The 15,355-nt window shown below is 50.0% G+C and carries 13 protein-coding genes; 5 read left to right on the top strand and 8 right to left on the bottom strand.

What is annotated here, in order from left to right; genetic code table 11:
• Window positions 1-31 precede the first annotated feature (31 nt).
• Window positions 32-880, bottom strand: a complete 849-nt coding sequence (gene murI, locus B3Z23_RS15740; protein ID WP_294912076.1) for a glutamate racemase — start codon at window positions 878-880, stop codon at window positions 32-34.
• A 179-nt stretch (window positions 881-1,059) separates the two neighbouring features.
• On the opposite strand from murI, the gene trmA reads away from it, so the two are divergent.
• On the top strand, window positions 1,060-2,163 hold the full coding sequence (trmA, locus tag B3Z23_RS15735; protein ID WP_294912074.1) for a tRNA (uridine(54)-C5)-methyltransferase TrmA: 1,104 nt from the start codon (window positions 1,060-1,062) through the stop codon (window positions 2,161-2,163).
• 47 nt (window positions 2,164-2,210) lie between these two features.
• Here the strand turns inward: trmA and B3Z23_RS15730 are convergent, their stop codons facing one another.
• Both B3Z23_RS15730 and fabR read right to left on the bottom strand, forming a co-directional pair.
• Complete coding sequence (locus tag B3Z23_RS15730) at window positions 2,211-2,558, bottom strand: YijD family membrane protein (RefSeq protein ID WP_294912071.1); 348 nt, start codon at window positions 2,556-2,558, stop codon at window positions 2,211-2,213.
• Between the two features lie 17 nt (window positions 2,559-2,575).
• Complete coding sequence (gene fabR, locus B3Z23_RS15725; RefSeq protein ID WP_038015871.1) at window positions 2,576-3,220, bottom strand: HTH-type transcriptional repressor FabR; 645 nt, start codon at window positions 3,218-3,220, stop codon at window positions 2,576-2,578.
• A gap of 192 nt (window positions 3,221-3,412) precedes the next feature.
• Here fabR and sthA point away from each other — a divergent pair, with 192 nt between their 5' ends.
• Window positions 3,413-4,813 carry a Si-specific NAD(P)(+) transhydrogenase gene (sthA, locus tag B3Z23_RS15720; protein WP_038015874.1) on the top strand — a complete coding sequence of 467 codons (1,401 nt, stop codon included), beginning with the start codon at window positions 3,413-3,415 and terminating at the stop codon, window positions 4,811-4,813.
• Here the strand turns inward: sthA and oxyR are convergent.
• Complete coding sequence (oxyR, locus tag B3Z23_RS15715; protein ID WP_038015877.1) at window positions 4,805-5,710, bottom strand: DNA-binding transcriptional regulator OxyR; 906 nt, start codon at window positions 5,708-5,710, stop codon at window positions 4,805-4,807. The two genes, sthA and oxyR, sit on opposite strands and share 9 nt — an antisense overlap.
• A gap of 145 nt (window positions 5,711-5,855) precedes the next feature.
• Between oxyR and B3Z23_RS15710 the strand changes: the two genes are divergently transcribed.
• On the top strand, window positions 5,856-6,590 hold the full coding sequence (locus B3Z23_RS15710; protein ID WP_087490105.1) for a redoxin family protein: 735 nt from the start codon (window positions 5,856-5,858) through the stop codon (window positions 6,588-6,590).
• Between the two features lie 64 nt (window positions 6,591-6,654).
• Here B3Z23_RS15710 and argH read toward each other — a convergent pair whose 3' ends face one another.
• From argH to argC, 4 genes are all read right to left on the bottom strand, one after another.
• On the bottom strand, window positions 6,655-8,028 hold the full coding sequence (gene argH, locus B3Z23_RS15705) for an argininosuccinate lyase (RefSeq protein WP_294912066.1): 1,374 nt from the start codon (window positions 8,026-8,028) through the stop codon (window positions 6,655-6,657).
• Between the two features lie 86 nt (window positions 8,029-8,114).
• Window positions 8,115-9,326 carry an argininosuccinate synthase gene (locus B3Z23_RS15700; protein ID WP_294912064.1) on the bottom strand — a complete coding sequence of 404 codons (1,212 nt, stop codon included), beginning with the start codon at window positions 9,324-9,326 and terminating at the stop codon, window positions 8,115-8,117.
• 28 nt (window positions 9,327-9,354) lie between these two features.
• The gene (gene argB / locus B3Z23_RS15695; protein ID WP_294912063.1) at window positions 9,355-10,131 is read right to left on the bottom strand and encodes an acetylglutamate kinase; all 777 of its coding nucleotides are present in this window, start codon (window positions 10,129-10,131) and stop codon (window positions 9,355-9,357) included.
• Window positions 10,132-10,145: 14 nt separating this feature from the next.
• Window positions 10,146-11,150, bottom strand: a complete 1,005-nt coding sequence (gene argC, locus B3Z23_RS15690; RefSeq protein WP_294912061.1) for an N-acetyl-gamma-glutamyl-phosphate reductase — start codon at window positions 11,148-11,150, stop codon at window positions 10,146-10,148.
• 165 nt (window positions 11,151-11,315) lie between these two features.
• Between argC and argE the strand changes: the two genes are divergently transcribed.
• Both argE and ppc read left to right on the top strand, forming a co-directional pair.
• On the top strand, window positions 11,316-12,464 hold the full coding sequence (gene argE, locus B3Z23_RS15685; RefSeq protein ID WP_294912059.1) for an acetylornithine deacetylase: 1,149 nt from the start codon (window positions 11,316-11,318) through the stop codon (window positions 12,462-12,464).
• 229 nt (window positions 12,465-12,693) lie between these two features.
• On the top strand, window positions 12,694-15,345 hold the full coding sequence (gene ppc / locus B3Z23_RS15680; protein WP_294912057.1) for a phosphoenolpyruvate carboxylase: 2,652 nt from the start codon (window positions 12,694-12,696) through the stop codon (window positions 15,343-15,345).
• Window positions 15,346-15,355 lie beyond the last annotated feature (10 nt).

Genomic DNA, 15,355 nt, shown 5'->3' with positions numbered 1-15,355 from the left:
TCTGAATGACGTTTTTTTATGCATTTCAGTACTAAACTGCGAGTATTTTAAGCGACGGGAAGCCGTAACGCTGTAAAATGGGCAATAAACGTTCAGTATCAGCGTTCAGTTCAGTACAAAACGCCACATCAGGTAAAAAAGAACACGAAGGCGCAGATTCATGTTGCAACAACCAAACAGTCCTTCTGGCAATCGCGGCCCCGGAATCAATCAGCCGTGTTCCTTCGGGTAATACAGCCTGCAATTCTTCTTTTAACAAAGGAAAATGAGTACAACCCAGTACCACTGTGTCAGGCGGCTCAGGTAAGCTCAGCCACGGACGAACAATCTGCTGTATTTCATTTAACGGGACAAATTCACCATGTAGCTTTTGTTCTGCCAGCAATACCAGCTCAGCTGAACCCAGCATTTCTATCTGACACTCTTTGGCGAACTGCTTCACTAACTGGTGGGTATAACTACGTTTCACCGTGCCACGGGTCGCCAGCAGACCGACGATCCCGTTTCGGGTGAGACGAGCTGCAGGCTTGATGGCAGGAACAACACCCACGACCGGAAACTCAAACGCCGCCCTGAGTGCAGGTAAAGAGACGGTGCTGGCAGTATTACAGGCAATGACGGCAATGGAAACGGTGTAATCATGCACTACTGCAGCAGTAATCGCCGTCAGTCGTTCGATAATATATTGTTCGGTTTTCTCCCCGTATGGGAAACCTACGTTATCAAACACATATATATAATGAGCATCGGGCAGTAACTGCCTGATTTCATCATAGACTGACAGGCCACCGACACCTGAATCAAACACCAGAACTGTCGGCCGGTCTCCGGTTACACCAGCGGTAGTGGGCATTAACTCATCCTGAACAACTATAGCCATACACTGTCTCATCGTTATCAATTAACGGAGAGGTTATTCTATCACGATCCCTGCAGCCAAAACCGAACAGCCTGACGGGAAGCGGAGAACCTTCACAACTATTACCTGGACCTCCGGGACTGGACATCAGCGGCGGAATCCCTACAATCCCGCCTGAAACTCAATAACCAGGATTAATTATGACCCCGGAACATCTTCCCGTTGAACACTATGACGACCAGCTGGCGGAAAAAGTTAATCGCTTAACCTCTATGATGGTGCCCTTTAATGCACCTCAGGCAGATGTTTTTCGCTCACCTGTCAGCCATTACCGTATGCGCGCCGAATTCCGCATCTGGCATCAGGGAGATGATTTGTACCATATCATTTTTGATCAACAGACCCGCCAGAGAATCCGGGTAGACAGTTTTCCGGCAGCCAGTGAGCTTATCAATACGATGATGCCACGGATGATCACGGCCTTACGTAACAACCGACTGTTACGCCATAAACTGTTTCAGATAGATTATCTTTCTACCTGTAGTCAGCAAATTATTATTTCTCTGCTTTACCACCGCAAATTAGATGATGCATGGCAGGCCGAAATGGCTCAGTTGCGCGACAGCTTTCGGGCCGAAGGGTTTAACGTACAGTTTATTGGCCGTGCGACGAAAACCAAAATTTGCCTGGATCACGATTATGTCGATGAAGTACTGACTGTCGGTGGTAAAGAAATGATCTATCGCCAGGTCGAGAATAGTTTTACACAACCGAATGCGGCAATTAATGTGCAAATGCTGGAATGGGCATTGGCGGCGACCGAGGGATCTCAGGGAGATCTGCTGGAGCTCTACTGCGGTAATGGCAACTTCTCATTAGCACTGGCCCGCAATTTTCGTCGTGTCCTGGCCACTGAAATCGCGAAACCCTCTGTAGAATCGGCACAATATAATATTGCCGCCAATCAGACAGATAATGTGCAGATAATCAGAATGTCTGCCGAAGAGTTTACACAGGCAATGCAGGGTGTACGTCGGTTCAACCGCCTGGAAGGCATTGATTTAAGCAGTTATGAATGCGAAACCATTTTTGTCGATCCACCCCGCAGCGGGCTGGATTCTCAGACTCTGAAGATGGTCAGCGCTTATCCGGTGATCATGTATATCTCGTGTAACCCGGAAACGCTGTGCGACAATTTACATACCCTGTCAGCGACTCATCAGATCGAACGGCTGGCCCTGTTCGATCAGTTCCCCTACACCCATCATATGGAATGTGGAGTACTGCTGCGTCAGAAAGCTTAACTGCACTATCACTGCACTATCGCCCCGTGCCCGGGGCGATAGGCGCTTCAACGTTTCCGACGAAAACGGCTCAGAATCCAGAAAACCAGACACACCATCAGCAGTGTAGGGATAAAGTTAGAACCTATCTGCGGATACTGGGCGCGGATCACTGCACTGTACACCAGAATACCCAGCAGAAAAAAACCACCTGACAACGAAGGCATGCCTTCCGGCATACTCCTGTTCAGATAACGTTGATGGAGGTACCACACCGCCAGTGCCAGCGCAATGATCGGAAAAAATGAAAACGGGACATAGTGATTAAATAGAGCCGTGAAAGTGCCATTAATCGAAAGGCCGGTGATAAAAGCCAGAATCAATGTCCCTTTATCACGGGAATTTTGCTCAGTCATGTGGTTACCTGTGTTGATTACTGTTCTGATTTGTCTGTGGCTAACGCCAGCCTCTCCTGCTCGCGGCGATACCAGTAATAAGCACCTTTCGAAATCATTCTTAACTGCAGAACCAGTCGGTCTTCCAGTTTCCGGCGCTGCTCTGCATCCACGTCCAGCGCTTCTGCGCCGGCACTGAATACAATAGTGACCATCGCTTCTGCCTGCGCTTCAGTAAAACTGCGGGGCATATGATTTTCTAATTCAAGGTAGTCAGCAAGTTCGGCGATAAAGTGCTGGATCTCACGGGCAACAGCGGCACGAAAAGCGGCAGAGGTGCCGGAACGTTCACGAAGCAACAATCGAAAAGCATTCGGGTTGTTACCAATGAATTCCATAAAGGTTGAGACCGAGGTTTTAATAATGCTGCCGCCTTTGGCGATACGCTGTCGTGCCTGGCGCATCAGCTGACGAAGCATCAATCCGCTCTCATCGACCATAGTCAGGCCGAGTTCATCAACATCTTTAAAATGCCGGTAAAAAGAGGTCGGTGCGATCCCTGCCTCGCGGGCAACTTCACGCAAGCTTAAGCTGGCAAAGCTACGTTCTGCACTCAACTGGCTGAACGCTGCTTCAATAAGAGTACGCCTTGTACGTTCTTTTTGCTGTGCTCTGACGCCCATCGTTTCTGCCTGTTTACACTTTATAGTCGCACTATATCAAAAATATCAGCGTACAGTGGGGCAAACTTTGTGAACGCCTGTTACCCTGTGTATCGGACATAGAAACAAGAAATAACACGATTAGCGTTCAGCTGCCCTGGTAAAAATGTTATATTTACGTTGTTGGAATGTTTAAAAATAGGACGTACCGGTATGCAAAAGTCTTACGATTACGATGCCATTGTGATTGGCTCCGGACCCGGTGGTGAAGGTGCTGCTATGGGACTGGTCAAACAGGGAGCCCATATTGCCGTTATTGAGCGTTATCATAATATCGGCGGCGGTTGTACCCACTGGGGAACTATTCCGTCAAAAGCTTTACGGCATGCTGTTAGCAGGATAATCGAATTTAATCAGAACCCCCTGTATAGCGATCATTCCCGCCTGCTACGCTCTTCATTTTCAGATATTTTGAAACACACAGAAAATGTCATTCAACAGCAGACAAATATGCGTCAGGGGTTTTATGAACGAAACCACTGCGAGATTTACCAGGGCGATGCCCATTTCGTCGATGCCAACACCATTGAAATAGTCTTACACGACGGAAGCCGTGAAAGACTCACTGCTGAGAAGTTTGTGATTGCCTGCGGTTCACGTCCTTACCATCCCGATACCGTTGACTTTAGCCACCCGCGCATTTACGACTCCGACTCTATTCTCGATTTACACCATGAACCTTCACACGTCATTATTTATGGCGCTGGGGTGATTGGCTGTGAATATGCCTCGATTTTCCGTGGTTTAGGGGTAAAAGTTGATCTTATCAACACCCGTGATCGCCTGCTGGCGTTCCTCGATCAGGAAATGTCAGATTCACTTTCTTATCATTTCTGGAACAGTGGCGTGGTTATCCGTCATAACGAAGAGTTTGAAAAAGTGGAAGGGAATGATGATGGCGTAATTGTCCATCTGAAATCGGGCAAGAAAATGAAAGCCGATTGCCTGCTCTACGCCAACGGACGAACCGGTAATACAGATTCACTGTCGCTTGAAAACGCCGGACTGGAAGCAGACAGCCGCGGGCTGGTCAAAGTGAACAGCATGTACCAGACTGCACAGCCACATATTTATGCGGTTGGCGATGTGATAGGTTACCCCAGCCTGGCTTCTGCTGCTTATGATCAGGGAAGAATTGCCGCTCAGGCACTGATCAAGGGAGAGGCAACCGCTCATCTGGTTGAAGATATTCCGACCGGTATTTATACCATTCCGGAAATCAGTTCTGTTGGTAAAACAGAACAGCAGCTCACCGCAATGAAAGTTCCCTACGAAGTGGGCCGGGCACAGTTCAAACATCTGGCGCGGGCACAGATTGTTGGCATGAATGTAGGTAGCCTGAAGATACTGTTCCATCGTGAAACCAAAGAAATCCTCGGTATTCACTGCTTTGGCGAACGTGCAGCCGAAATTATTCACATTGGCCAGGCAATTATGGAACAGAAGAACGGTGGTAACACCCTTGAGTACTTTGTGAATACCACCTTTAACTACCCGACAATGGCTGAAGCTTATCGGGTTGCGGCGTTAAACGGTCTTAATCGCTTATTTTGAGATCTGACCTGACGCAAACATATGTGCGCTAATCGTCTCTGCCAACTGCTCATAGCGGCTGCGCAGAGGCGAACCAGGACGATAAATCAGTGCAATAGTACGCTGTGGTACCGGTTTATCGCAGGTGATATAGCAAACACCGTCTCTTTCACGCTCGTTAGGTACAGCCAGAGAAGGCATCAGCGTAATCCCACTACCTGCTGCAACCATATTACGCAGCGTTTCCAGGCTGGTTGCTCTAAAATGGGTATCTTCATCCGCTCCCGCAGAAAAACAGAAGCCCAGAGCCTGATCCCGCAAACAATGTCCGTCCTGTAACATCAGCAGTTTTTCACCCGCTAAGTCAGACATGGGTACACGTTCACGATTATGCCAGGGGTGACCGGAATAGACCGCCAGTTTCATTGGCTCATCAAATAACGGAACTTCGATAAAGGCTTCGGTTTCTTTTACCAGTGCCATGATTGCACAATCGAGTTGCCCGCTGTCCAGCTGAGCCAGCAGTTGCTGAGTCTGTGCTTCATGCAAATACATCTCCAGCTTAGGGAATGTCTGATGCAACATTGGGATGATTTGCGGCAGTAAATAAGGACTGATGGTTGGAATTAATCCAATATGCAGCGGCCCGGACATGGTTTCTCCTTGCTGGCTGGCCATCTCCTTCAGCACTTTCACTTCGCGCAGAACGGTACGAGCCTGATCCACCAGCAATAAGCCAGCCTGAGTGAACAATACCTTTCGGCTGGTTCGTTCCAGTAACATCACTCCCAGTTCATCTTCCAGTTTGCGGATTTGGCCGCTGAGGGTTGGCTGACTTACGTGACAGGCATCAGCTGCCCGTCGGAAATGGCGATGTTCTGCCAGTGACACCAGGTACTCAAGGTCGCGAATGTTCATTAAATTCCTTCAGTCTGTGATAGCTCATGGCGATAGATAGCATAGCAATCAACGATTAGCCCTATCAAGATGAGATAGCGATAATAGCCACAATAAATCACAAATACCGTTTAAACGCGCAGAAAAGCGCAGGACAGGAGCGATTATGTCAGACAACTACGAAGGCCGTTCAGTACCTGAAGTGACATTCCATACCCGTCAGGGTGATAAGTGGGTGGATGTGACCACTGCCGACCTGTTTAAAGATAAAACAGTTATCGTATTTTCACTGCCAGGCGCATTTACGCCAACCTGTTCATCCAGCCACCTGCCACGTTACAACGAGTTATATAGCGTGTTCTCACAGCACGGCGTGGATGATATTTTATGTATCTCAGTAAACGATACTTTTGTAATGAATGCGTGGAAAGCCGATCAGCATGCGGAAAATATTACCTTTATTCCGGACGGTAATGGGGACTTTACCCGTGGTATGAATATGCTGGTCGAAAAAGAAGATCTCGGCTTTGGCGCACGTTCATGGCGTTACTCCATGCTGGTGCGTAACGGCGTGGTAGAAAAAATGTTTGTCGAACCTAACAAACCGGGCGACCCGTTTGAAGTCTCTGATGCCGATACCATGCTGCAATATCTGGCTCCGGACGTGAAACTACAGGAATCCGTATCGCTGTTTACTAAACCAGGCTGTCAGTTCTGTGCTAAGGCAAAACAGATGCTGCAGGAACGCGGTATTCAGTATGAAGAGATCATTCTGGGTCAGGACGCCACGACCGTGAGCCTGAGAGCAGTGACCGGCAGAGCGACCGTACCACAAGTCTTTATCGGTGGACGACATATTGGTGGCAGTGATGACCTGGAACAGTACTTTCTGAGAGGCTGAGTCAGCATCACTCTGTTAGTGAGAATAAAACAGCGGACTCAGGTCCGCTGTTTTACTTTAAGGATCAGGCAAGGCGTTGTTTCGCTTCACCGATCGCCAAAGCGACCTGAGATGGAGCCACACCACCGCGCGCATTACGTTTATCCAGGCAGGATTGTAAAGACAGTACCGGATAAACATCGTCTCCGATGACCGGGCTGAACCCCTGTAACTCATCCAGAGACAGCGCTTCAAGTGCCACACCTTTACTGATAGCCGCAACAACGGCCTCACCTACAATATGGTGAGCTTCGCGGAAAGGTACTCCTTTCGCCACCAGATAGTCGGCCAGTTCGGTTGAGTTGGCGTAACCCTGTTCAGCGGCCTCCTGGCAACGCGGACGTTTGACCTGAATACCATCCAGTACCAGACCAGCCATATGCAGACAGTCCAGCCAGGTATCCAGTGCATCGAACAGCCCTTCTTTATCTTCCTGCATGTCCTTGTTGTATGCCAGAGGCAAACCTTTAAGGGTCATCATCATGCCGGTGAGTGCCCCCTGGACACGGCCACATTTACCGCGAATCAGTTCCAGCGCATCCGGGTTCTTCTTCTGTGGCATCAGGGAAGATCCTGAGGTGACCTTGTCAGACAGTTCAACAAATCCGGCTTCCCCGGAATTAAAGAAAATCAGGTCTTCAGCGAAGCGGGACAGGTGAACCATTCCGATAGAAGCATCAGACAACAGCTCCAGCACATGGTCACGGTCAGAGACTGAATCCAGGCTGTTGCGGGTTGCAGATGCAAATCCAAGCCAGCCCGCCAGTTGTTCACGATCAATCTCATAGGCGGTACCGGCCAAAGCACCACAACCCAGCGGGCTGACATCCAGGCGTTTCAGCGCATCCTGCAGGCGGCTTTCATCGCGGGCCAGCATCTCGGTATACGCCAGACACCAGTGAGCAAAAGTCACCGGCTGAGCCCTTTGCAGGTGGGTATAACCTGGCATCACGGCATCCTGGTTCGCCGAGGCGGTCGCGACCAGTTCCTGCTGGAGCTGGCGAACTGCGCCCAGAAGCTCACTGATTGTCGCTTTACACCAGAGCTTCAGATCAGTGGCTACCTGGTCATTACGGCTACGGCCAGTATGCAGTTTTTTTCCCAGCGCACCGACTTTATCAATCAGTTTGCCTTCGACCCAGCTGTGAATATCTTCCGCATCACTCTGCAAAATCTGTTCGGGGTTGACCTGTACTTCACTCAGCAGTTCGTGCAGGGCCTGCTCCAGTTGCTGCTGCTCTTCCTGACTCAGCACACCCACCGTGACCAGTGCTTTGGACCAGGCAACAGAACCGGTAATATCCTGTTCTGCCAGCCGGTAATCAAAACGCAGTGAATCATTAAATTGTTTAAAACGCTGGTCTGCTGCCTGCGTAAAGCGTCCACCCCACAGTGCCATTATGATGCTTCCTCTACTGGGTTATTCTAAAAACAGGGCGGCCTTAACGCCGCCCTGATTCGGGTCTCTTTTTCTGTTACCGGAACTTATTTTTGATCTTTGAGCGCACGGATACGTGAAGAGAGTGAGTACAACCGGATAAAACCACCTGCATGACTATGGTCATACACGTCATCTTCACCAAAAGTCGCAAACTCTTCAGAGTACAGGCTGTTGACAGATTTTTTACGGATGGCCGTCACCTGCCCTTTGTACAACTGCAGAACCACTTCACCGTTAACAATTTCTGCCAGTGACTCTGCAGAAGCCTGCAATGATTTACGGATTGGGGTGAACCAGCGTCCGTCATACACTACATAAGACATTTCCAGGCCCAGTTGCTCACGCCATTTGAAACTGTCACGGTCCAGTACCAGCTGCTCTACAGCACGCAGGGCATTAACCATGATGGTGCCCCCCGGAGTTTCATAGCAACCACGGGATTTCATACCCACCAGACGGTTTTCGACGATGTCGATACGGCCAACACCATGTTTAGCACCCAGGGTGTTCAATTTATTCAGGCATTCAAACGGACTGAGTGCTTCGCCGTTTACTGCAACTACACGGCCTTTCTCAACAGTAACAGAGACTTCTTCTGGCTGATCAGGTGCTTCCAGCGGATCAACCGTCCAGACCCAGCAATCTTTGTTCGGTGCATTCCACGGGCTTTCCAGGACTCCGCCTTCGGTAGAGATATGCCATGCATTCTCATCACGACTATAAATTTTTTCAAGCGTTGCGGTGGTCGGGATATTACGTTCTTTCAGGTATGCCAGCAGAGCTTCACGGGAACGCAGGTCCCATTCACGCCATGGCGCAACCACTTTCAGCTGCGGAGCCAGTGCGGCATAGGTGCTTTCAAAACGTACCTGATCATTGCCCTTACCCGTCGCTCCGTGGCACAGCGCATCAGCGCCTACTTTCAGCGCCAACTCAACCTGAGCTTTTGCAATAATTGGACGCGCCATTGAGGTGCCCAGCAGGTAGGTGCCTTCGTACAATGCCCCGGTCTGTAGTACCGGATAAACATATTCACTAATGAATTCTTCGCGCAGATCAACAATGTGACACTCAGAAGCGCCGGATTGCAGAGCCTTACCTTCCACCCCTACCAGATCTTCAGGGTCCTGGCCCACGTTGGCGACAAAGGCAACAACTTCACAACCATAGTTCTCTTTCAGCCATGGAATAATCGCGGAGGTATCAAGCCCACCGGAGTACGCCAGAACGATTTTTTTTATGCCTTGAGTTTGCATCGTATAATCCTTGAATCAGTCTTTGTCGTTAAGCCAGAATCCGGGTGCCAATTGACACGCCGTTAAATAAATCAGGAAGCTGCTCGGCATGTCGCCAGCTGGCGATATCTACCGGGCGTCCCAGTGTTTTTGCTGCGTCGAGAGCAGCATGAACTTTAACGATCATGCCGTCGGTTATGATGCCCTGAGCGATCAGAGCTTCCGCTTTTTCGGTGGTCATTTCTGCAATACGCTGCCCTTTACCATCCAGAATACCGCTGACATCTGACAACAGTACCAGGGAGGCACCCAGCGTCGCGGCCAGGGCAGTCGCTGCCTGATCGGCATTCACATTCATCAGCAAACCATCATCGGTAATCCCGATAGAGCTGACGACCGGTAAATACCCCGCGTCCAGTAACGTATTCACCAGCGCCGGGTTACCGGGTGTAGCCTGCCCGACATGCCCCAGTTCTTCATCGAACTGTGCAACATTGACAATACCACCATCGCCCAGTGAAAGCCCGACAGCATTGATGCCATATTTTTTTGCCCAGGCCAACAAGGTTTTGTTGGCGGTCCCTGCCAGTGCTCCGGTGATAATATCTATCTGATCTGCCGGAGTCACACGTAAACCGTTTTTCTTACTGACCGGCAAAGCCAGTTTCTTCATCAGTTCATCGACCAGGCAGCCACCGCCATGGACAATCAGCAGAGGGCGCTGGTGATTGTTGCGATACGCCAGTAGGGCATCAAACAGCCGGCCAAGGGCTTCTTCGCTATCCAGCAAAACACCGCCCAGTTTAATGATCAATGGATTTGTCATGGTTACACCCAAACTTAAATCAGAGAAAGTGTTTCAGGGTACCCGAAACGTATATTCATACACTGCACGGCCTGAGAAGAGGCTCCTTTTAACAGGTTATCTTCTGCGCTGACCACAATCACATGCTCGCCCTGCACAGCAAAACCAATATCACAGAATGGCAGACCGACGACAGATTTCAACGCAGGGACACCACTGTCATACACTCTGACCAATGGTTTATCGTCATAGGCATCATGGAATGCTTTTGCCACATCTTCTGCACTAACCCCCGGCTTTAACCGACCGGTAATAGTCGCCAGAATTCCGCGCGGGAAATTCCCCAGGTGTGGAGTAAAAATAACCTGAGTGCCTAAATGAGCAGCAATTTCCGGCTGATGACGATGCGTAAACAAGCCGTAAGGCTGCAGGCTGACTTCACAAAAACTGGTAGTCAGAGAAGCTTTACGTCCGGCACCGCTGACGCCACTGGTGGCATTAATCACAGGCCACTGTTCGGTATTCAGCAATCCTGCTTCCAGCAATGGCCGCAGTGCTAACTGAGAAGCTGTCGGATAACAGCCCGGAACAGCAATCAGATTTGCCTCGCGCAGGCTCTCACCCTGCCACTCTGCCAGGCCGTAAACCGCTTTTTCCAGTAGTTCCGGATGCTGATGAGTGAAGCCGTAATAACGGGTATAGAAACTGGCATCGTTTACCCGCCATGCACCGGACAGGTCAAAAACCACACAGCCATGCGCTAAGAACTGTGGTGCCAGATCATGACTCACTTCATGTGCCGTAGCCAGAAACACCACATCGACACCTTTGGCCAGCTCAACAACATCGGTCAGCGGCTGCAACCGCAGATCCACGACTCCTTTCAACTGCGGATGCAAATCAGATAACAATTTTCCGGCATCCGGGCTTTGCGCAGAGACCGCAACTCCGGTTATGTTTATGTGCGGATGGCGATTCAGGTAAGTGACCAGTTCAACACCAGCGTAACCACTGGCGCCCACAATCAGCGTATTCAACATCAGGCTGTGTACCTTTTACGTAAAGTCTAAATTTCAGAAGGGGTATAGCCGCCTTCCGGATTGCCTTCGTGAGCGAAAACAGTTCACATACTTAAGGCCATAATGTATTTTTATTCAAAATAAGTGCATGAATATTGATACATCCTAACCCAAGGACCGTCAACAGTGAAGACAAAATTACCGCCATTTATCGAGCTTTATCGTCAGCTCATCGCCACTCCATCGATTAGCACCACAGAAAGCGCCTTAGATCAGAGTAACGAGGCTCTGATCAACCTGCTGGCAGGCTGGTTTCGCGACCTGGGTTTCCAGACAGAAGTCCAGCCAGTGCCTGATACACGTAATAAGTTCAATCTGTTAGCCCGTGCAGGTAGCGGTTCGGGCGGGCTGATGCTGGCCGGCCACACTGACACGGTGCCGTTCGATGACGGGCGCTGGTCACAGGATCCTTTTACGCTGACCGAGCGCGACAATAAGCTCTATGGACTGGGCACCGCAGATATGAAAGGCTTCTTTGCTTTTATTCTCGACACACTGCGTGACATCGATATTACTCAGTTGAAAAAACCGTTGTATATCCTGGCGACTGCCGATGAAGAAACAACCATGGCAGGTGCCAGCTATTTCTCGCGAACCACCCATTTGCGTCCCGACTGCGCCATTATTGGCGAGCCAACATCACTGAAGCCGGTACGTGCGCATAAAGGTCATCTGTCCAAAGCTATCCGAATTCAGGGACAATCCGGACATTCCAGCGATCCGGGTCGGGGAGTGAATGCCATCGAACTGATGCATGAGGCGATCACGCATCTGACCGGCCTGCGTAATACTCTGAAAGAGAAATATCACCACGACGGATTCGTGATTCCCTACCCGACAATGAACTTTGGGGCTATCAACGGTGGCGACTCCCCCAACCGAATCTGTGCATGTTGTGAATTGCATATGGACCTTCGGCCTCTGCCGGGGCTGGAACTGAATGATTTGCATGAACTGTTGCTGGAAAGTCTGGCACCGGTCAGCGAACGCTGGCCTGGACGGTTGACGCTCAGTGACCTTCATCCGCCAATCCCGGGCTATGAATGCCCGCGTCATCACGGTCTGATTCAGGTGATTGAAAAACTGCTGGGCTGTGAGACAGAAATTGTTAACTACTGTACTGAAGCGCCATTTATCCAGCAACTCTGCCCGACACTGGTGCTCGGCCCTGGCTCTATAGAGCAGGCCCACCAACCGGACGAGTACCTCGATACTGCCTTTATTCAGCCTACCCGTCAGCTGATTGACCGTGTTGTTCACCATTTTTGTCTGTAATGCTCACGCCGGGTTGTTTTGATTAAATACCCGGCTGTTTTTTCTTTTTAATAAGAATAACTTATCAAAGAGCGTCAATATCAAATTTTATTAAATTCAATGGGTTATCTCATGCCTGATGACTATCAAGTCATTTGACGAATCGTGTGTTACATGGCTAGATAAAAGACAGGGTTATGCTTGACTGGTAACAAACTCAAATAAATACCATAAAGGGTGTCAGGGTCACATGAACGAACAATATTCCGCAATGCGAAGTAATGTCAGTATGCTCGGTAAACTCCTGGGCGATACTGTAAAGGATGCTTTAGGAGAAAATATTCTCGACCGGGTGGAGACCATACGAAAGCTGTCTAAATCATCCCGTGCGGGCAATGACACTGATCGCCAGGAACTGCTTTCTACCCTGCAGAATTTATCCAATGAAGAATTATTACCGGTCGCCAGAGCTTTCAGCCAGTTTCTTAATCTGACCAATGTCGCCGAACAATACCAGACCATTTCCCATCAGTCTCAAGGGGCAAATAACCCCGAATTGCTGAAACAGGCCTTTGAACGTTTAAAGCAGCAAAAAGGGCTGAGTGAGGCTGATATTCTAAAGGCCATCGAAGACTTATCGATTGAGCTGGTCCTCACGGCACACCCGACAGAAATTACCCGTCGAACACTGATCCATAAACTGGTTGAAGTGAACAGCTGTCTGAAACAGCTGGATCATAGTGACCTGACTGATTACGAGCGTAACAGCATTCTGCGTCGTTTACGTCAGCTGGTTGCCCAGGCCTGGCATACCGACGAAATCCGTAAAATTCGCCCCACCCCCGTTGATGAAGCCAAGTGGGGTTTTGCGGTGGTCGAAAACAGCCTTTGGGAAGGAGTCCCTGCTTTCCTGCGCGAGCTTAATGAGCAGGCGGAAGAGACTTTTGGTATCAAATTACCGGTAGATTTTGTGCCAGTGAAATTTACCTCATGGATGGGTGGCGACCGTGACGGAAACCCGAATGTTACTGCACCTATCACCCGCCATGTGATTCAGTTAAGCCGCTGGAAGGCTGCTGATCTATTTTTACGGGACATCGGGGTCCTGATTTCCGAACTGTCGATGTCAGTCTGTTCTGACGAAGTGAGAGAATTGTGTGGTGATCCGGAAGCACTGGAGCCTTACCGCATGATCCTCAAGCGTATTCGCAGTCAGCTGATTAACACTCAGACCTACCTCGAACGCCGTCTCAAAGGGGATTTCCCGACCCGGCCGAAGGACCTGCTGGTGAATAATAGCCAGCTCTGGGATCCGCTGTTTGCGATCTATCAGTCATTACAGAAATGCGGCATGGGGATTATCGCTAACGGTCAGTTGCTGGATACCCTGCGCCGGATAAAATGTTTCGGGGTTCCGCTGGTTCGTATCGATTTACGTCAGGAGAGCACCCGGCATACTGAAGCACTGGCGGAAATTACCCGCTATCTTGGCCTGGGTGATTATGAAAGCTGGTCTGAATCAGACAAACAGGCTTTCCTGATCCGTGAACTGAATTCTAAACGTCCGTTGTTACCACAGCAGTGGGACCCAAGCGATGATACCCGTGAAGTACTGGAAACCTGCCGTGTCGCAGCTGAAGTGCCGCAAGGGTCTATTGCCGCTTATGTCATTTCAATGGCTAAAACTCCTTCTGATGTACTGGCCGTTCATTTGTTACTGAAAGAGGCCGGAATCCGTTATGCAATGCCGGTCGCTCCGTTGTTTGAAACACTGGATGACCTGAACAATGCCAACGATGTGATGACTCAACTATTGAGCATCGACTGGTATCGGGGATTTATCCAGGGTAAACAGATGGTCATGATTGGCTATTCTGACTCGGCGAAAGATGCCGGAGTGATGGCAGCCAGCTGGGCTCAATACCAGGCACAGGACTCCCTGATTAAAACCTGCGAAAAAGCCGGTATTGCACTGACTTTATTCCATGGCCGCGGCGGCTCGATTGGTCGTGGCGGTGCTCCAGCCCAGGCGGCGTTATTATCTCAGCCTCCGGGCAGCCTGAAAGGCGGCTTACGTGTCACAGAACAGGGAGAGATGATCCGCTTTAAGTTTGGTCTGCCGGAAGTCACCATTGCCAGCCTGTCACTCTATACCGGAGCAATTCTGGAAGCTAATCTGCTGCCACCGCCTGAGCCAAAAGCGCAATGGCGTCAGATTATGGATCAGTTGTCTGATGACTCCTGTGCCATGTACCGTGGTTATGTGAGAGAACACCCGAGTTTTGTCCCTTATTTCCGTTCAGCAACCCCAGAACAGGAACTGGGTAAATTACCTCTGGGCTCAAGACCGGCGAAACGCCGTCCGACCGGTGGTGTTGAATCATTACGGGCTATTCCGTGGATTTTCGCCTGGACACAGAACCGTTTAATGTTACCCGCCTGGCTGGGTGCCGGTGCCGCATTGCAGAAGACGATTGAGAAAGGTCAGCAGGATGAGCTGGAAGCGATGTGCCGTGACTGGCCATTCTTCTCAACCCGCATTGGAATGCTGGAAATGGTATTCGCCAAAGCAGACCTGTGGTTAGCGGAATACTATGATCATCGTCTGGTAGATGCTTCACTGTGGCCACTGGGTCAGCAGTTACGTGATCAACTGGCAGAAGATATAAAAACCGTACTGACTATTTCGAATGATGCCCATCTGATGGCAGACCAGCCGTGGATTGCAGAATCTATTGCATTACGTAATGTCTATACTGACCCGTTGAACGTGCTACAAGCGGAACTGCTGTACCGTTCCCGTGCCCAGGAAGCTGCCGGAGAGGAGGCTAACCCTGAAGTTGAACAGGCACTGATGGTCACTATTGCCGGGATTGCCGCAGGTATGCGTAACACAGGCTAATCTGCTGCCA

This window comes from Tatumella sp. UBA2305, assembly GCF_002345795.1.
GTDB classification, from domain to species: domain Bacteria; phylum Pseudomonadota; class Gammaproteobacteria; order Enterobacterales; family Enterobacteriaceae; genus Tatumella; species Tatumella morbirosei.
Note: the sequence above shows the minus strand (reverse complement) of the source record. Positions and strands in the feature narration are given on the sequence as shown.

Excerpts from the sequence above, each read along its gene's own strand:
- murI (WP_294912076.1), bottom strand. The coding sequence starts at position 880 with ATGGCTATAGTTGTTCAGGATGAGTTAATGCCCACTACCGCTGGTGTA.
- trmA (WP_294912074.1), top strand. The coding sequence starts at position 1,060 with ATGACCCCGGAACATCTTCCCGTTGAACACTATGACGACCAGCTGGCG.
- B3Z23_RS15730 (WP_294912071.1), bottom strand. The coding sequence starts at position 2,558 with ATGACTGAGCAAAATTCCCGTGATAAAGGGACATTGATTCTGGCTTTT.
- fabR (WP_038015871.1), bottom strand. The coding sequence starts at position 3,220 with ATGGGCGTCAGAGCACAGCAAAAAGAACGTACAAGGCGTACTCTTATT.
- sthA (WP_038015874.1), top strand. The coding sequence starts at position 3,413 with ATGCAAAAGTCTTACGATTACGATGCCATTGTGATTGGCTCCGGACCC.
- oxyR (WP_038015877.1), bottom strand. The coding sequence starts at position 5,710 with ATGAACATTCGCGACCTTGAGTACCTGGTGTCACTGGCAGAACATCGC.
- B3Z23_RS15710 (WP_087490105.1), top strand. The coding sequence starts at position 5,856 with ATGTCAGACAACTACGAAGGCCGTTCAGTACCTGAAGTGACATTCCAT.
- argH (WP_294912066.1), bottom strand. The coding sequence starts at position 8,028 with ATGGCACTGTGGGGTGGACGCTTTACGCAGGCAGCAGACCAGCGTTTT.
- B3Z23_RS15700 (WP_294912064.1), bottom strand. The coding sequence starts at position 9,326 with ATGCAAACTCAAGGCATAAAAAAAATCGTTCTGGCGTACTCCGGTGGG.
- argB (WP_294912063.1), bottom strand. The coding sequence starts at position 10,131 with ATGACAAATCCATTGATCATTAAACTGGGCGGTGTTTTGCTGGATAGC.
- argC (WP_294912061.1), bottom strand. The coding sequence starts at position 11,150 with ATGTTGAATACGCTGATTGTGGGCGCCAGTGGTTACGCTGGTGTTGAA.
- ppc (WP_294912057.1), top strand. The coding sequence starts at position 12,694 with ATGAACGAACAATATTCCGCAATGCGAAGTAATGTCAGTATGCTCGGT.